This window comes from Lentibacillus songyuanensis, from assembly GCF_039548255.1.
Taxonomy (GTDB): Bacteria; Bacillota; Bacilli; order Bacillales; family Amphibacillaceae; genus Lentibacillus_C; species Lentibacillus_C songyuanensis.
This window is the reverse complement of the sequence record NZ_JBCLVH010000001.1, coordinates 56,400-73,052: the sequence shown is the minus strand read 5'-3', so window position 1 is coordinate 73,052 and position 16,653 is coordinate 56,400. Positions and strand designations below refer to the sequence as shown.

Here is a 16,653-nt window from a genome sequence, read left to right as displayed (position 1 = left end):
ACACATTTGGTCAATATGAAGCTGGGAGAATCTATTGAAATGGGTCACGTGAGATGTTCGGGATAATAAGAAAAACTTTAATGATCATGGGAGGATTATCATGGGGAAAATGAAATCGTTCATACTTTGTCTGTTAGCTATAGTTGCACTCTCTTTTACATTTGGCAGTGCAGTTCATGCAGAATCAGCTGACAAGACCGATGATTGGCTGCGCAGTGATAAAACAGAAATAAGTGCCCATCGCGGTGCACATGTTGTCGTTCCAGAAAACACTGCCGAAGCCATAAAGTGGGCCGGAATACTAGGATATGATTTTGTGGAAATCGATATACAGAAAACGAAGGATGGTCAGTATGTATTAATGCATGATGAAAAAATCGATCGAACAACAACGGGCTCAGGAAAAATAGAAGATTTAACGTTAGAAGAAATTAAAAGCTATAACATGGTAGATGCAGATGGAAATGAGACAAATTATAAGGTGCCGACGCTAAATGAAGCGTTAAAAGAAGCTGACAGTTATAATGTTGGTGTTAATTTTGATGGTTCAAAAGGTGATTGGGATAATAAGAAATTCGTAGATGATGTTATGCATATAGCTGAGCAAAATGGAGTATTAAACCATTCCTTTTTTGTACTAAGCGATAAGAGCATTCGAGATCAGTTCAACGCTTGGTACCCGGAAGCAACTGTCACTTTTCTTGGAAATGCATCAAAAAATTTAGAGGCAGATATGAAAGAATTAAAGAAATATAATCATGCGATTTATACAACATCCATTAACAATATTGATAAAGCAGCTGCGGAAAAAATTGCTGAAGAAAATATAAAATTACACGTTTATCAAGTAAACTCAGCAGAGACATACGCGAAAGCTTTGCATATAGAACCACGTTTAATGGAAACAGATGTGATTGTACCGGATGGAATCGATCAATTAGTGGATCTTGTGGAGCAGTTGCGTAAAGAAGGGGTAATAAAAAACGATCAAACTGCGCATGCTTTGAAGATACACCTGATTGCGATCAAGCATTTTGAAGAATCAGGAAAGGGTGATAAGGTCGTTAAACACTTGCAGAACTTTAAGAAGCTATTAGAACATCAAGAACACAAACAGTTGATTACTGAAACGACTTATAACACGCTGAATGTTAATGCAAATAAATTGATCGATAAATGGCAGTAAACGTTTAATGGTGATGTCCTCTGTGGCAAATTATGAATTTGTCACAGAGGATTTTTTTGTTAGCCAAGGTCAAAGGGGTTACAAAAATATCCAAAACATAAAAGCATGCAAATCTTTTACGTATTGTTAAAACCCACGTGAGTTCAACCCCTTCTGCATGACACCATTTCGAGCAAAGAATAGAAGGGTAATAGCAACCAATCCTTCAGCTATCGGCAAGGCCAGCCAGACCCCATTTGTGCCAAACAAGAGCGGTAAAATGTAAAGCGCCCCGATCAATAGAATAAACCCACGAAACAATGTGATGCTGATTGCCGGGCGCACATAACCGATTGATTGATAATAGGTCATATAAATGAAATTCGTACCCATAAACAAGTAGCCAAGGAAGAATAATTTTATTCCTTTGGCGGCAAGTGCAGCAGTTTCCTCGTCAGCCACGCCAAAAATAGCAACTAACACATCTGCGCCAGCATAACCAATACCTAAGAAGAGCAGACCAAGAATAAGACCGGTAATTTCAGCAATTTTAACTGTTTGCTTAATCGAATCATCTTGTTTTGCCCCATAATAATAACTGATCATTGGCTGAATGGATTGCCCCATGCCAATAAAGGCCAAAAACATAAAGGTGTGCAAATAATTAATCACGGAAAAGGCAGCCAGCCCCGTTGTGCCAGCATAATAAGCAATCGCTATATTGTAGCCCATGACAAAAATTCCTGTACCCGCCTCAGATAGAAAACTTGGCAGGCCAATAGCGCTAATTCGCTTTAAATCACGTTTGTTCCACTGCAGGCGGGTGAATGTTAAACCGGTATCTTTTTTGAAAAAATGAAACAGATAAACAAGCAGGCCGATCAATGTGGCGATCACTGTCGCCAATGCTGCTCCAGTAACTTCCCACTTCAGAATAAAGATCATCCAGTAATCCAGCACAATGTTAAATAAAGCAGAAACAACCAGCCCAATCATGGCCAGCTGCGGATCGCCATCATTTCGGACAAAAATACTAAAAAAATTTTCCCACGCTAAGATCAGTGAAAAAAGAAACAGGATGCGCATATAATCAACCGCATAGGTCAACGTTTCTTGATTTGCGCCTAATAGATGTGCAATAGATTCCATGTTCCAATAGCAAGCCACAGTGATGATAATGGTAATGACTGTCAGTAGTGCAAATGTCATCGTGAAAAGCTGCTGGGCCTGCTTTGGTTTCCCTTCTCCCATCAGCATCGAATAGATGGTTCCACCGCCAACCCCAATAAGCAGTGAAATGGATATAATAATCGAAAATACCGGTACAGCCACATTAACACTGGCCAGGGCGACAGAACCAACCCCATTCCCAACAAAAATACCATCCACAACAATGTTTACTGACATTAGCATCATACCCAGAAGCGTGGGAATAAAATATTGAAAAAAACTTTTTGTTGCTGATTGGGTATTTAACCGTTGATTTACTATACTCATCAGTGCCACCTACGTTTAAAAGTTACTTTTTTCCTGTTCAAATTGGCTTCCCCTTTTTAATATAATTTTGCGTAACTTTATTTTTTTTACTAACTCAATCGTTTCGAATTTGCCGTTCCAAGTTATTTGCACATTAATTTCATCTTTATGTTTATGATCAATTGGGGAATTCACCTTTAATATACCTTTTTTAAGATTATCCTGTCCATCTGTTGTTTTCAACCCTTGTTTGATGTCATATTTTATTTTTTTCGGAATTTCATTGTCACCGATATATTCCATTATAAAATTTCTGTCTCTTTGATACGTTACTTGCCAATTATCACTCTCGCCAATATAATTTCTATTATTATCAGTTGAACAGGCATTTGAGTAGATTGCAAGTAGTAGAATTAGAAGGATTATAATTGACGTTTTTTCAGCATAATGATAGTTCCTCCTTTTTAAGTATTCATATAATTGGATCTAGTTTCTCCCTTTTACATTATCACATGAATCAGTTACCCTCATTATTAAAAACTTAACTTTTCTATTTCAAAACAGATTATAGCCGGATATAATAAATCGTCGATTATTTAGATTCAAATAGTTGCTTTGTACATATTTCATCCTTTAGTATAGGTACCATTAATAGGTGCCAGATAGGAGCTGGGTATATGAAAGCAGTCATTGTAACGAATCCAGGTGGACCAGAGCAATTACAGATGATGGAGCAGCCGAAACCGACGATAAATAAAGGGGAACTGTTAATTGAGGTAAAGGCATGTGCGATTAACCGTACCGATATCATGACACGAAAACAAGGATCCAGCTATATGACAAACCCGATTCTTGGTGTTGAGGTTGCTGGTGTCGTAGTGGATGCTGGGGCAGCGTGTGATGTAGAAGTTGGTACCCGAGTTATGGGATTGGTAAACGGTGGTGGTTATGCTGAGTATGCCGTCATGCCCGCAGACCGTGCCATGGTCATTCCAGATACTCTTTCATTCCAAGAAGCAGCAGCAATCCCGGAAGTTTTTCTTACTGCATATCAGACATTGTTTTGGTTAGGAAATGTAACGGATCAGGATACGGTATTAATTCATGCCGGTGGAAGTGGTGTTGGCACAGCAGCAATCCAGTTAACCAAACAGTTAAGCCATGCCAAAATTATTACCACTGCCGGATCGCAGGAAAAATTAGATTTCTGTCGGTCTCTTGGGTCGGATATTGATATTAACTACAAAGAACGGCAATTTGATGAAGAAGTGTTAGCAGCAACAAATCAAGCTGGTGCCGATGTAATTCTTGATTTCATCGGTGCATCCTATTGGGAGAAAAACATGAACAGTATTGCCGTTGATGGTCGCTGGGTTCTCATAGGTGTCCTAGGTGGGTCAACCGTCGACAAGGTGGATCTCATGTCACTGATGGCTAAACGAATTCATTTAAAGGCGACATTATTAACACCAAGAAGTGATGCGTATAAACGACAATTAGCCGAGGAATTTACTGAAAAGGCACTTCCACTGTTTGCACAAAGGAAACTAAAGGCAATTGTTGACCGAACGTTCTCATTGACCACTATTCAGGATGCACATCGATATATGGAAGCAAACAAAAATATTGGCAAAATCGTGATTGATTTAACATGATCGCATGTATGTAAAAAGTAATATTATAAATAGATCAATTTTTTGGGTGTTCTCCGTTGACAAGCTGTTTCTATTCATGATATATTAAATCTTGTCGATTACGGAGGTATACCCAAGTCTGGCTGAAGGGATCGGTCTTGAAAACCGACAGGCGGGTCAAACCGCGCGGGGGTTCGAATCCCTCTACCTCCTCCATTGAAAACATTCGCGCATAAAATTTGGAGATAAAATAAAGCTGTTACAATCATGTAGCAGCTTTATTTTTTTAACAGAAGAAACTACCACGGTTCACTACTTGACAATTCACGTAATCCATCGTATAGTACATAAACATATATAATTTAAACATTTTAAACCGAATGGGATTTTCTTGTTCCCCTATATAATAAGATGAAGAACAGGCCAGTAGCAATTGTTAGCCCGATAGAGATTGGAATTCACCGGCTGAAAGATTCCATCGCATACTGCAATAGTGAACCTACCTGGGAGTCGTTAGACCAAAATCTAACCGCAGAAGCATGCGTTATCAGATCAAGCGGGCATAATTTATGTATGCCAAATTAGGTGGTACCGCGGATAAATCAAGACCTCATTTCCGTCCTTATAAATAAGGGCGCAAGTGGGGTCTTTTTACAGTTAAAAAGTAAAAAGAAAGGATGGTTTAAATATGGTTGAAAAAATTTGCTTTATTGGCGCGGGATCGATGGCTGAATCAATTATCGCTGGAGTGATAAATAAGCAATTTCTATCAAGTAGCCAAATAGTTGTAACGAATAAGAATAACCAGGAGCGGTTAACCAAGCTGCAAAACAAATATGATATTCAGAAAACAATCGATAAGAAGTTCGCGGTGGATGGAGCGGATATGATCATCCTGGCCACCAAACCACATGACATTGGTGATGCGATTGCTCAGGTCAAGGATTTCATTCAGCCAACCCAGCTCATCATCTCCGTTGTGGCTGGAGTAGCTACTGGATATATTTCCGATCGATTGGGGTCCAATGTACCAGTCGTTCGCGCTATGCCAAATACATCCGCTTCGATCGGACTATCCGCAACAGCAATGACTGCTGGAATTTATGCCCAACAGGAGCATATGAACTTGGCTGATTCCCTGTTTAAGAACATTGGTTTAACAACGACTGTTGCGGAAAAGGATATGCACGCAGTGACAGGAATCTCCGGAAGCGGTCCAGCATATTTCTACTACCTGGTAGAAGCAATGGAAAAAGCCGCTATTCAGGCAGGACTGGATCACACAGTTGCAAGTGATTTAATCACGCAAACGATTATAGGTGCAGGTGAAATGCTCAAACGTTCCGGCGATTCAGCAAGCACACTACGTGAAAAAATTACCAGCCCAGGGGGTACAACACAGGCAGCCATTGAGACGTTGGAGGCAAGTCATTTCCAACAAATGATTATGGAATGTGTGGATCGTGCCAGAAAACGATCGATTGAATTGGGAGGAAAGTAAACAAGAGATGGCGGAGAAAGCCCTGCTCCGTCATCTCTTGTGGACAATTAGCTTTCTTTGGCTTATATTTGTGCATGCAATGTTGCAATCATGCCATAAAATGCAAAATAGAATTCATCAGGCGCATCAAGCCGAAAATGACCAACATCACTTGTATCAAAATCCATTGCCGCCTCCAGTAAACGATAGGTGGAATAAGCGTAAAAACAAAAATATTTGTAATCAAACTTGGGCATTTTCTCATATATTACTGCTATTTCCTCTTTGTATTGATCGATGTTTTTCGTTGCTTCGTCGATTAGAATTTGCAAATCTGGTAAATCCGCTTCCAGAACCATATCCCGCTCATTTTCCATTCGTATCTTAGCCATCCTTATACCTCCATATTATCAAGCATTACCTTTATCATAACCGATGAACAATCAATTTTCGGTGATGTATATCACGCTAAAAATGAAAATGGCTGCTGTTTTAAACAAGTAAACAGGCACTTGATAAGAAAGGCATAGATGACTTTCCTATTCTTGATCTCTGCCCAACATTCGTAAAGGCATGGAAGATAGATCACACTATTTAAAACATGACAAAATTGTAAGGTTTGACACGACAATTGAAAGGAAAATCGATATTCGTTTCTACATTTTCCGCTTTATAATGGAATTATCGTTGGAACTATTAATACGCACGCTTACGGTTTGTGATGTAGCATTTTCAACAATAAGGAAAGGATGCGTTTGTAATGAAACAACTCTTTATCGTTTGCATGGTCCTCAGTATAGGTCTACTGACTGCCTGTAGTCCGCAACCAATTAAAACGATTGGTTCAAGTAAATATTACGTACAAATTCAAGATAACGGAGAAGAATATACGGAACAAGATAATACTAGATACAAATATAAACTCCAAGGTTTTAATGAAGATGGAGAAGGTAAAAAATTTACATTCACGGCCAATCACCAATTGAAACAAGATGCCTATTTACGGATTTATTCCAAGAAAGATGAAGTGATCACTTATGAAGAAGTTGATTATGATGACATCCCAAAAGAGGCTCAACAGCTGTTGGAGGACGGGAACAATTCTTAAGATACCGTCAGTTTAATCTCATTATAAAGAGGTGAAGCGTATGAAGGCAGATAAGCTTTTGTCATCCTTATGTTATTTTAGTATCTTTTTTGCACCATTTTTATTTCCAATCATTATGTATATTGTTGCATCAGGGGATGTGCGGCACCATGCGGGGAAATCATTATGGACACACCTGGTTCCTTATCTTTCTTTATTTATTGGTATAGGAGTATTGGCTTTAAATATTGGGAACCAAAGTTCATCACTGCTCATTATTTGTATTTTTACTGCGATTGCCGCCTACTATTTGATCTTAAACTTTGTAAGAGGAATAAAAGTGTTAATCGAGAGTTAAACTTGCGAATCGGGTAAATAAATAGTTAAAGTTAATATTCCCAATCGATCGTGACTGTTCTGTCCTACTTTTTTAAACAAGTAAGAAGGCATTCTATTCTAAAAAAAGCGAGATAATAGATCTCCTATCATCTCGCTTTTCCTATTTAATCATTTCCCCAGATTTCCAGCGTCGTGACTGACGAATAAAATGGCCAATCTTTTCTAAGATCGGTTCAATGGAGTTTCCTTCCGTTAATAAATCGTAATCGGATATGTTCAAGCGTAGGATCGGACAAGCATTAAAATTATTAATCCAGTTGTCATATCGCTCGTACATTTCTTTCCAATAGGAAACAGGGGTACTTTTTTCCATTTCTCTGCCGCGGAGTTGAATTCGTTGCAAAATCTCATCCAGGGAGCCTTCCAGATAAATGAGTAAATCCGGATGTGGAAAGTACGGGGTCATCACCATCGCCTCAAACAAATTGGTATAGGTTTCATAATCGACTTTGGACATGGTCCCATTATCGTAATGCATCTTGGCAAAAATGCCTGTATCTTCATAAATCGACCGATCCTGAATAAAGCCGCCGCCATATTCAAAAATTCGCTTCTGCTCTTTGAAACGTTCAGCCAGAAAGTAAACTTGCAGATGAAAACTCCAGCGCGCAAAGTCAGCATAAAAGTTTTCCAAATATGGATTCGTATCTACCTTCTCGAAGGATGTTTTAAAACGAAGCGCATTGGCAAGAGCTCTAGTCATCGTGGATTTTCCAACCCCAACCGTACCAGCAACGGTAATAATGCTGTCATTGGGAATCTGATATTTCTCACGTAAATTCATATTGATTTTCTCCTTCATTGTTTCAAAGTCTTCTTGTGTTGATAAAGCTGGTGTTCAACTAGTTGGATAATCCTGTTTAAATCATCCTGCCGTTTAATGAAATCTAATTTATCACCATCAATGCGTATCACTGGAATGTCCGGATGAAGCACCTCGAACTGACGCATATAATCCTCGTAATCCTGGGCAAGCTGAGCCAAATAGGAAGGTTGAATGTTCTGTTCAATCGCTCTCCCTCGCAATTTAATCCGCGCTAAAATGGTATCAAGACTGGCATGTAAATAAATCATCATATTTGGTACAGGCATATCGCTTGTTAAAATATGATATATCTGTTCATATTTTTTATATTTATCCTGCTGTAGTGTACGCTTGGCAAAAATCATATTCTTAGATATATGATAATCAGCAATAACCGCTTTGTCCTGGTTTAAGTATTGTTGTCCAATATCTTCCAGTTGCTTAAATCGATTGCATAAGAAAAACATTTCGGTTTGGAAGCTCCACGCATCAATATCCTCATAAAATTTGCCAAGGAATGGATTTTCCTCGACAATTTCCTTTAGTAAGTGAAAATCAAAATGGACGGAAAGTTTTTTTGCCAGTGATGTCTTTCCAATACCAATCGGCCCTTCAATAGCAATGAATGGAACCTCTGCCATCGGTTTCCCTCCAATCAAACATGTATAACAGATGGGTTTATTTTATCATATGAGGGCGGATGGTTCCATAAGGCAGAAGTGAATGCTTTTCATTTTCCGTTGATTTTTGTATAATATATATTGTCGGTTTATTAGCCCCCGTAGCTCAGGGGATAGAGCGTTAGTTTCCTAAACTATGCGTCGCAGGTTCGAATCCTGCCGGGGGCGTTATATCTTAAATGAATTTTAATAACCTCATTATTTGTATGGTAGACAACCGTCCCCTTTTTGGCATGCAGTAATTCTTTGGTTGCCTCCCTGGGGTCAGAGATAGTACGAATTAGCGAAACATCATCAATGTATTGGATATCTCCCGCAGTATGCGATTGAAGAATACCTAGTAAGATATATTGATTAGGATAAATGTTTCTTACTTCTTCCCACTTCATTTAAAATACCCCTTTCATTAATTTGACTTTATTTTATCATAAACTTCTGTAAGTGTAATTGTAATGTTGCTGTCTGTTTTGCCCCTGTACATTCCACATGTAAATTCTCCCTTTTTGAGTATATCACTTTAAAAGTGTCACAAAATGTTCTAAAATATGAAGTAGTTAGCAAAGGTTTTGATTCTTTTCAATAGTATATTTTCTACTGTTGAAAAAAAGAAATTTATAAAACAGCAATTGTAACCGATTTCAAATTTACAGATGAGGTGATGGAATGGATATGCAGCGTATACCTGCACGAGAAGGTAATTATAATTTACAAGACTATGAAAAAATTCAAGCTAATTTTTCCTGGGAAGATGTACACAAAAACTTTACCTGGAATGATACCGGAAAAGTGAATATTGCGTATGAGGCAATTGATCGTCACGCAGCAGATCCTGATAAAAAGGATAAGGTTGCCCTGTTATATTCTTCGCCAGATCGGGAAGAAGCAATGACCTTTGCTGAATTGAGCAAGCAAAGTAACCAGTTTGCCAATGTGTTAAAAAAATACGATATTGAAAAAGGCGATCGTGTTTTTCTATTTTTACCAAGAAGCCCGGAGTTTTATGTTACATTCTTTGGGATACTAAAAACGGGTGCGATTGCTGGACCGTTATTTGAGGCATTTATGGAGCAGGCCGTTCGTGATAGATTACAAGATAGTGAGGCACGCATGCTGATTACCACTCCCGAACTGCTAAGTCGTGTTCCACAGGAGGATTTGCCAGCATTAGAAAAGATTGTACTTGTTGGCGATCATAAGGAAACTGGTGAGCAATATATTGATTATGCGGCGGAGATGAAAAATGCTTCTGAGGATTTTGCTATCGAATGGGTTGATCTGGAAGATGGGATGGTGATTCATTACACATCTGGTTCCACTGGTAAGCCTAAAGGTGTGTATCATGTGCATAATGCGATGATCCAGCATTATGCTACAGCAGAATGGGTATTGGACTTGAAAGACGATGATGTCTACTGGTGTACCGCTGACCCTGGCTGGGTAACCGGCACAAGCTATGGAATTTTTGCGCCTTGGTTAAAAGGAGTTACCAATGTCATTCGTGGTGGACGATTTACACCGGATGACTGGTATGGCACGCTGGACAAATTTAATGTAACCGTTTGGTATACAGCACCAACCGCATTACGGAAATTAGTGAGTGCCGGCGAAGATGTGGTGAAGAAATATGATCTTTCTTCATTGAGACATGTAATGAGTGTGGGTGAACCACTCAATCCAGAAGTTATTACGTGGGGATTACAAGCCTTTGACTTACGCATTCATGATACATGGTGGATGACGGAAACAGGTGCCCAGCTAATTGTTAACATTCCATCACTGGAGATTCGCCCTGGTTCGATGGGTAAACCAATCCCAGGAGTGGAAGCATCAATTGTTGACAATGAGGGAAATGAATTACCGCCAAATCAAATGGGTAACCTAGCCATTAAACAAGGTTGGCCTTCCATGATGCGGAAAATATGGAAACGTCCGGAGAAGTTTGAGAGCTATTTTATTAATGGTTGGTACGTATCTGGTGACAGCGCGTATAAGGATGAAGATGGCTACTTCTGGTTCCAGGGACGGCTTGATGATGTCATTAATACATCAGGTGAGCGCGTGGGCCCATTTGAAGTGGAAAGTAAACTAATTGAACATCCAGCTGTGGCAGAAGCAGGTGTCATTGGAAAACCGGATCCAGAGCGTGGAGAAATCATTAAGGCGTTCATCACTTTAAATGACGGTTATGAAGATTCGCCTGAATTACTGGAAGAAATTCGCCAATTCATTAAGACGGGATTAAGTGCACATGCAGCACCAAGGGAATTAGAAGTGAAAGATACGATTCCAAAAACGCGCAGTGGTAAAATTATGCGCCGCCTTTTGAAATCATGGGAGTTAGGGCTTCCTACCGGTGATACGTCAACTTTGGAAGAATAAATATGTAAGAAAAGGAGCCCGATTGGCTGGGCTCCTTTTGGAGAGGCAGAGGGAAGGAATAACTCCTTTGTCTCATTCTTTATAGGAAAAAAAGTGCGGCCAATCGACCTGTCTCTTCGCTCCATTTAGGCAGTGATATCATCTGCCGGTCCAAAGATTTCAAAGTGAATATCGGTATCGGCAACTTGATGCTTTTTCAATACTTGATACATAGCACGCATGAATCCTTTAGGTCCGCAGAAGTAAAATGCCGCATCATTGGTCGGTACAACCGATGAGATCCATTCATAATCGATATAGCCTTTTTTATCGAAATTACCATCATCGTCAGTGGCAGGACGGTCATAAACGGTGTATGCGTGTAGTTGTTCATGTTCGGCAGCCAGGGTGCGGATGCGATTCTTCATGGCATGCACACGTCCATTTTGTGCGGCGTGGACATAATAAATTTCCCGCTCTGGTTGTTGTTTCAACGTTGTCTCCATCATGCTAAGTAATGGTGTTAAGCCAACCCCGCCACTTATGAGAACTAATGGCCGTGTGTCTTCCTGATCCAGCACGAAATCTCCGGATGGTGCACTAATTGGGATAATGCTGCCTTTTTCAACATGGTTGTGGAGATAACTGGACACAATGCCGGCTGGAAGATCTTCAAGTGCATCTTCCCGTTTGACACTGATTCGATAGACACCTTCGTTCGGTGCACATGACAAGCTGTATTGGCGCAAATGATCATGAGGTTCACTGTCAATTTCAGCCTTAACCGTTACATATTGGCCAGGCTCGTATCCCGGGAATGGGTTTCCATCGGCTGATTCCAAGTAGAAAGACGTAATGACGTCACTTTCGACTACTTTATCAATCACCTTAAATGGACGAAAACCTACCCAGCCACCGACTTTATTTTTCATTTCTTCATACATTTTTCGTTCTGTTTCAATAAACACGTTAGCAATCACGTTGTATGCCTTTTCCCATGCGTTGATCACATCATCATTAGCAGCGTCCCCCAACACTTCTTTCATCGCTAATAATAAATACTTGCCAACGATTGGATATTGCTCAGGCTTAATATGCAAGCTCTTATGTTTTTGGGCAATTTGTGTAACCTTTGGTAAAATTGCTTCCAATTGATCAATATTGGCAGCAGCAGCTAATACAGTTCCAGCTAGTGCCTTTGATTGATCGCCTTTTCGTTGATTCGTTTGATTGAAAATGTTTTTTAATTCGGGATGGTTCTCAAACATGCGCTGATAGAATCGTGCGGTAATGACATCCCCTTGTTCTTGCAAAATTGGTACCGTAGCTTTTACAATATCCATAGATTCCTTATCTAACCCTACAGCAGCTTGTGTTGCCAAAGCAAAGCACTCCTTCTTATCTAGCTCCTGCGCCCAGTGGCCAGTGTACAACATCCGCCTTCGTATGATAAGTGAACATCGGTTCAGGGGAAGTTCGGTTAAAACCGCGATGCTATGCACAGCAATACTGAACCACCCTGCATGGCAGAGCGCAGCACATACGCTACTAAACGGGCGCATCCGCTTTTAAGTTTTAAAGATGTATTTCGAATACATGTTTATTGTATCGAACCATTTGCACTGTTTCAATAGGGTAAACAGGGATAACTGTTACAGTTTTGTGAAAAAATTAACAAGGAGTAAAATCATGAACTTAAAAAAATATACCGATTATGCATTACGGGTGCTTATCCATACTGGGTTGAAACGCGATGGTGAATTAGCCAGTATCAAGGAGATATCGGAAGTATTTTCCATATCCCAGCATCATTTGGGCAAAATTGTGTTTGAGTTAAATAAACTTGGCCTGCTGGAAACGGTGAGAGGCCGTAATGGCGGTATTCGCCTGGCAAAAAAGCCGGAAGAGATAAATGTTGGTACGGTGGTACGTGAATTGGAGAATGACTTTGTGTTGCTGGAATGCTTCGATAAGAACAATAACTATTGTGTGATCTCTCCTGCCTGTAAGTTAAAACATGCTTTACATGAAGCATTGCAGGCATTTTTCAACGTGCTTGATCAATATACCATTAAGGATTTATTAGCAAATGATACTGAGCTGCTTCAATTAATGGGCATGGACTAGCTATGTTTTATTTCATTCCAGACGGGAACAAGTATCATGTACTATTTTTACAAGGAGCGGATAAAAATGGGCAAAAAAATAGCTACTGTTGTAACCAATATGTTTGAGGATGTCGAATATACCGATCCGGCCAAAGCGTTTAAAGATGCTGGTCATGAGGTCGTTACCATTGAAAAGAAAAAGGGTAATAAGGTGACTGGCAAGAATAATGAAGCAACGGTCACCATTGATGAAGGAATTGATGATGCAAATCCGGATGACTTCGATGCACTCTTTATCCCTGGTGGATTTTCACCGGATCAGCTGCGTGCAGATGAACGCTTTGTTGCGTTTGCTAAGCATTTCATGGATGTAAAAAAACCGGTATTTGCGATTTGCCACGGACCACAGCTGCTTATCACGGCGAAATCACTGGAGGGTCGTGCTGCAACAGGGTATAAATCCATTTGGGTAGACATGGAGTATGCCGGTGCTAGTGTAAAAGACCAAGAAGTTGTTGTATGTAGTAATCAATTGGTAACCAGCCGTGACCCGAATGATATTCCGGCGTTTAATCGGGAAGCATTGAATCTGTTGAAATAAAAATTTTAAAGGGACAGTCCCCGCCATGTTAATACTAGTGGGGACTGTCCCTACTTATACCTTTCTAATCGCAAAATTATCCTGAAGTAACAGCCAATTCTGTGGGAAGCTCAACCCAAGCTTCCAGTAACTGATTCCGCGTAATCCCAATTCCTTTATCAGGTCAAACTTTGCCTGAATCGAACGGGCATCTTCAAACCAAACTTCATGACGATTCCCTTCCGTATCCGTATAATGAAAAAACGGTGCCTGTGCTTGGCTATCATATTGGATGGCTGCATTGTTTTCTCGGGCAATGGTAATCGCCTGCTGTGGACTTACAGCACGTGCAGCTTCCCCTCCCTGTTCATATGGCAATGTCCAATCATAGCCATATAAATTCTGCCCTAGTAAAATTTTATCCGCTGGCATGACACTTATGGCAAAGTCCACCACTTTACGTACTTCATTGATCGGTGATACTGCGAGTGGAGGTCCATAACTATATCCCCATTCATAGGTCATTAATACAACCATGTCAGCAATTCTTCCGTGTGCAGCGTAATCATGAGCCTCATAGAGTACACCTTGTTGGGTTGCACTTGTCTTTGGGGCTAAAGCGGTTGACAGTAACAGCCCATTGGCATGCAGCTGATCTCTAGCTTTTTGTAAAAAGGCATTATAGTCTTCCCTGTTCTCTGGTGGGAGAAATTCCAAATCAAAGTGGACATCATGGTATCCCCCATTTGTTGCTGTTGTTATAATATTATCTAATAAGTTATTTTGTACGGTTTGATTGGTAAGGATTCTCCTGCCTAATTCGGTACTGAACTGAGCCCCTTGTAGATTGGATACAACAAGCATGAGTGATGCACGATTGTTTGCAGCTATTTGTCTAAAGTTATCTAACGGCGGTGCGCTAAGTGTTCCGTCATTATTAATGGTGTAGCTGAATGGTGCAAGATAGGTTAAATATGGTGTGGTGCTGGTAGCGGCATTGATTAACCCTTGTGAGACCGTGTTCCCATACGGCTCAATATATGCATTGGCTGTGATCTCGGGTTTTGGCTGTTGCGGAATATACAATCGTAAACCAATTTGTAGAGGGTGATTGAGCTGGATTTGGTTGATCTGGGCCAGTTGCTCGGCTGACATGCCAAAATTTTGCGCGATAGAGGACAGGGTATCTCCAGATTGAACAAAGTAAAATTCACCAACGATAGGGATAACCAATGCTTGCCCGACAACAAGATCGTTTGGTGCAGCAAGTTCGTTTGCGTCAACTAAATGGTTGATTGTTGTGCCATATGTATGGGCGATTTGAGCAAGATTATCTCCTGGTTTGATAACATATATTTGCAAGGAAACTTCCTCCTTTCCATTTTGTCTCTGCTTACAAATTATGTGGAGGAAGCTTCCGATATGCATAGGTTCTTAAGTCTTTCTCAAGATGATCCCCAACGTGGCAAGTGAAACGATTGATGCAATAATGGAAATGATGAACGATAAAATAAGCATACACAAATCTCCTTTGCACTTGCGCTTTTTTATTAATAATACCGTGGTTAAGTTTATAACTGTCACAGCAAGATTAATTATCGAACCGGCAAGGATGATTATATTCTTCATCATTGGTTCCCACTTTTCAAAGTGGGGGTTGAGGATTACCATACCCTCAATGTAATTATACAATCTATCATTGTTGGAATAAATTGAATTTACACTCATGACGCGATCTAAATTGGTTTCGTATTTGCATCCATCACCGTACGCATTAAATAGAGCGCGTATTCATTCCCTTGTTTTTCATTGGAGGCCATACAATTCTCCGGAATATGCAGAGAATATTCATACATATGCGCATCCTTTGCCGAAAAAAGGATACAAATATCACCAGCAATTCCTGACATAATCAAATGGGTCTTGTTTAACTGATTCAGTAATGACTGTAACGGTGTTTGGAAAAAGGCCGAGTGTTTTGGCTTAATGAAAAAGTAGTCATCTTCCTCGGGTTTTATTGCTTCAATAATGTCACGGCTCATATCGTTCGTACAATAATCCATTATTTTATGAAAATCAGATTGCCATAAGTTATAATGGTCATTAATGTAAATAACAGGCAGGTTGTTTTGTTTGGCGAATGCTTTCAGGCGTTTTACATTTGGCAGGATTTCTTTGGTATGTTTCAGTAAACGTTCGCCCCGTTCAAATTTAAAATCATTGATAAAATCGATGAATAAGACAGCACTGTTTTCTAGCAAGATGTTCATAAAATACTCCTTTCGTTTCTCTTATAATTTTAACCCGATAAACAGATTTCAAACTCTTTCTTAAAGTGGTGATGACTAATGGATGATGAAAAGTATATGCGGCAGGCAATCCAACAAGCACTAATGGCAAAAGAAATGGGAGAGGTTCCGATTGGTGCTGTGATTGTTTATGATGGAGAAGTCATTGCAACGGGATACAATGTCCGAGAAACATCACAATCAACCTTGTCACATGCGGAATTAATTGCGATGGAACAAGCAAATAAAAAAATCGGTAGCTGGCGTTTGGAGGATTGTACACTTTATGTCACCCTGGAGCCTTGTCCGATGTGTGCCGGGGCGATTGTCCAGTCACGTATTCCTCGAGTTGTATATGGAGCTGCTGATTCAAAAGCTGGATGTGCTGGAACACTCATGAATTTACTAGGTGAGGATCGATTTAATCATCAGGCAGAAGTAGTTTCTGGTGTGTTGGGGAAAGAATGCGGACAATTATTAACAGATTTTTTTCAGGAGTTACGAAGGCGAAAAAAGCAAAACGCGCTGGATGAAGGTTAAATAAATCTGTTATGTATTTCCATTGCATTTGTCCGGTAAAATCGTTATAATGA

General features: G+C 40.0%; 18 protein-coding genes and 2 tRNA genes. 11 read left to right on the top strand and 9 right to left on the bottom strand.

Annotated elements, in window-relative coordinates; genetic code table 11:
• The first annotated feature begins 100 nt into the window (after window positions 1–100).
• Window positions 101–1,186 (top strand): glycerophosphodiester phosphodiesterase, encoded by a 1,086-nt coding sequence (locus WMZ97_RS00400; RefSeq protein ID WP_343270070.1) that lies wholly within the window; start codon window positions 101–103, stop codon window positions 1,184–1,186.
• A gap of 126 nt (window positions 1,187–1,312) precedes the next feature.
• Here the strand turns inward: WMZ97_RS00400 and WMZ97_RS00395 are convergent, their stop codons facing one another.
• Window positions 1,313–2,662 (bottom strand): MATE family efflux transporter, encoded by a 1,350-nt coding sequence (locus WMZ97_RS00395; protein WP_343270069.1) that lies wholly within the window; start codon window positions 2,660–2,662, stop codon window positions 1,313–1,315.
• A gap of 15 nt (window positions 2,663–2,677) precedes the next feature.
• Window positions 2,678–2,944 (bottom strand): hypothetical protein, encoded by a 267-nt coding sequence (locus tag WMZ97_RS00390; RefSeq protein WP_343270068.1) that lies wholly within the window; start codon window positions 2,942–2,944, stop codon window positions 2,678–2,680.
• A gap of 374 nt (window positions 2,945–3,318) precedes the next feature.
• On the opposite strand from WMZ97_RS00390, the gene WMZ97_RS00385 reads away from it, so the two are divergent.
• From WMZ97_RS00385 to proC, 3 genes are all read left to right on the top strand, one after another.
• A complete protein-coding gene (locus WMZ97_RS00385; protein WP_343270067.1) occupies window positions 3,319–4,296 on the top strand; it encodes an NAD(P)H-quinone oxidoreductase in 978 nt (325 codons plus the stop codon).
• 102 nt (window positions 4,297–4,398) lie between these two features.
• Window positions 4,399–4,491: transfer RNA gene (locus WMZ97_RS00380), tRNA-Ser, on the top strand.
• A gap of 472 nt (window positions 4,492–4,963) precedes the next feature.
• Entirely contained in the window at window positions 4,964–5,776 is an 813-nt protein-coding gene (gene proC / locus WMZ97_RS00375) for a pyrroline-5-carboxylate reductase (protein WP_343270066.1), read from the top strand.
• Window positions 5,777–5,838: 62 nt separating this feature from the next.
• Here proC and WMZ97_RS00370 read toward each other — a convergent pair whose 3' ends face one another.
• On the bottom strand, window positions 5,839–6,147 hold the full coding sequence (locus tag WMZ97_RS00370; RefSeq protein WP_343270065.1) for a hypothetical protein: 309 nt from the start codon (window positions 6,145–6,147) through the stop codon (window positions 5,839–5,841).
• 368 nt (window positions 6,148–6,515) lie between these two features.
• On the opposite strand from WMZ97_RS00370, the gene WMZ97_RS00365 reads away from it, so the two are divergent.
• Both WMZ97_RS00365 and WMZ97_RS00360 read left to right on the top strand, forming a co-directional pair.
• Complete coding sequence (locus WMZ97_RS00365; RefSeq protein ID WP_343270064.1) at window positions 6,516–6,863, top strand: YxeA family protein; 348 nt, start codon at window positions 6,516–6,518, stop codon at window positions 6,861–6,863.
• A 40-nt stretch (window positions 6,864–6,903) separates the two neighbouring features.
• Window positions 6,904–7,200 carry a DUF4870 domain-containing protein gene (locus tag WMZ97_RS00360; protein WP_343270063.1) on the top strand — a complete coding sequence of 99 codons (297 nt, stop codon included), beginning with the start codon at window positions 6,904–6,906 and terminating at the stop codon, window positions 7,198–7,200.
• A 141-nt stretch (window positions 7,201–7,341) separates the two neighbouring features.
• Here WMZ97_RS00360 and WMZ97_RS00355 read toward each other — a convergent pair whose 3' ends face one another.
• On the bottom strand, window positions 7,342–8,025 hold the full coding sequence (locus tag WMZ97_RS00355; RefSeq protein WP_343270062.1) for a deoxynucleoside kinase: 684 nt from the start codon (window positions 8,023–8,025) through the stop codon (window positions 7,342–7,344).
• A 14-nt stretch (window positions 8,026–8,039) separates the two neighbouring features.
• Window positions 8,040–8,687, bottom strand: a complete 648-nt coding sequence (locus WMZ97_RS00350) for a deoxynucleoside kinase (RefSeq protein ID WP_343270061.1) — start codon at window positions 8,685–8,687, stop codon at window positions 8,040–8,042.
• 134 nt (window positions 8,688–8,821) lie between these two features.
• Here WMZ97_RS00350 and WMZ97_RS00345 point away from each other — a divergent pair.
• Window positions 8,822–8,894: transfer RNA gene (locus tag WMZ97_RS00345), tRNA-Arg, on the top strand.
• On the opposite strand, the gene WMZ97_RS00340 is transcribed toward WMZ97_RS00345, so the two are convergent.
• The gene (locus WMZ97_RS00340) at window positions 8,861–9,115 is read right to left on the bottom strand and encodes a hypothetical protein (RefSeq protein ID WP_343270060.1); all 255 of its coding nucleotides are present in this window, start codon (window positions 9,113–9,115) and stop codon (window positions 8,861–8,863) included. The two genes, WMZ97_RS00345 and WMZ97_RS00340, sit on opposite strands and share 34 nt — an antisense overlap.
• A gap of 274 nt (window positions 9,116–9,389) precedes the next feature.
• Between WMZ97_RS00340 and acsA the strand changes: the two genes are divergently transcribed.
• A complete protein-coding gene (acsA, locus tag WMZ97_RS00335) occupies window positions 9,390–11,105 on the top strand; it encodes an acetate--CoA ligase (RefSeq protein WP_343270059.1) in 1,716 nt (571 codons plus the stop codon).
• A 125-nt stretch (window positions 11,106–11,230) separates the two neighbouring features.
• Here acsA and hmpA read toward each other — a convergent pair whose 3' ends face one another.
• Window positions 11,231–12,466, bottom strand: a complete 1,236-nt coding sequence (hmpA, locus tag WMZ97_RS00330) for an NO-inducible flavohemoprotein (protein WP_343270058.1) — start codon at window positions 12,464–12,466, stop codon at window positions 11,231–11,233.
• Window positions 12,467–12,773: 307 nt separating this feature from the next.
• Here hmpA and WMZ97_RS00325 point away from each other — a divergent pair, with 307 nt between their 5' ends.
• Window positions 12,774–13,211, top strand: coding sequence for an Rrf2 family transcriptional regulator (locus WMZ97_RS00325; RefSeq protein ID WP_343270057.1), 438 nt, complete (start codon window positions 12,774–12,776; stop codon window positions 13,209–13,211).
• Window positions 13,212–13,277: 66 nt separating this feature from the next.
• Window positions 13,278–13,793, top strand: coding sequence for a type 1 glutamine amidotransferase domain-containing protein (locus WMZ97_RS00320; protein ID WP_343270056.1), 516 nt, complete (start codon window positions 13,278–13,280; stop codon window positions 13,791–13,793).
• A gap of 54 nt (window positions 13,794–13,847) precedes the next feature.
• On the opposite strand, the gene WMZ97_RS00315 is transcribed toward WMZ97_RS00320, so the two are convergent.
• Together WMZ97_RS00315 and WMZ97_RS00310 are read right to left on the bottom strand one after the other, a co-directional pair.
• Window positions 13,848–15,134 (bottom strand): glycoside hydrolase family 18 protein, encoded by a 1,287-nt coding sequence (locus WMZ97_RS00315; protein WP_343270055.1) that lies wholly within the window; start codon window positions 15,132–15,134, stop codon window positions 13,848–13,850.
• Between the two features lie 374 nt (window positions 15,135–15,508).
• The gene (locus tag WMZ97_RS00310) at window positions 15,509–16,042 is read right to left on the bottom strand and encodes an isochorismatase family cysteine hydrolase (RefSeq protein WP_343270054.1); all 534 of its coding nucleotides are present in this window, start codon (window positions 16,040–16,042) and stop codon (window positions 15,509–15,511) included.
• A 78-nt stretch (window positions 16,043–16,120) separates the two neighbouring features.
• Between WMZ97_RS00310 and tadA the strand changes: the two genes are divergently transcribed.
• On the top strand, window positions 16,121–16,600 hold the full coding sequence (gene tadA, locus WMZ97_RS00305) for a tRNA adenosine(34) deaminase TadA (protein WP_343270053.1): 480 nt from the start codon (window positions 16,121–16,123) through the stop codon (window positions 16,598–16,600).
• Window positions 16,601–16,653: the final 53 nt, after the last annotated feature.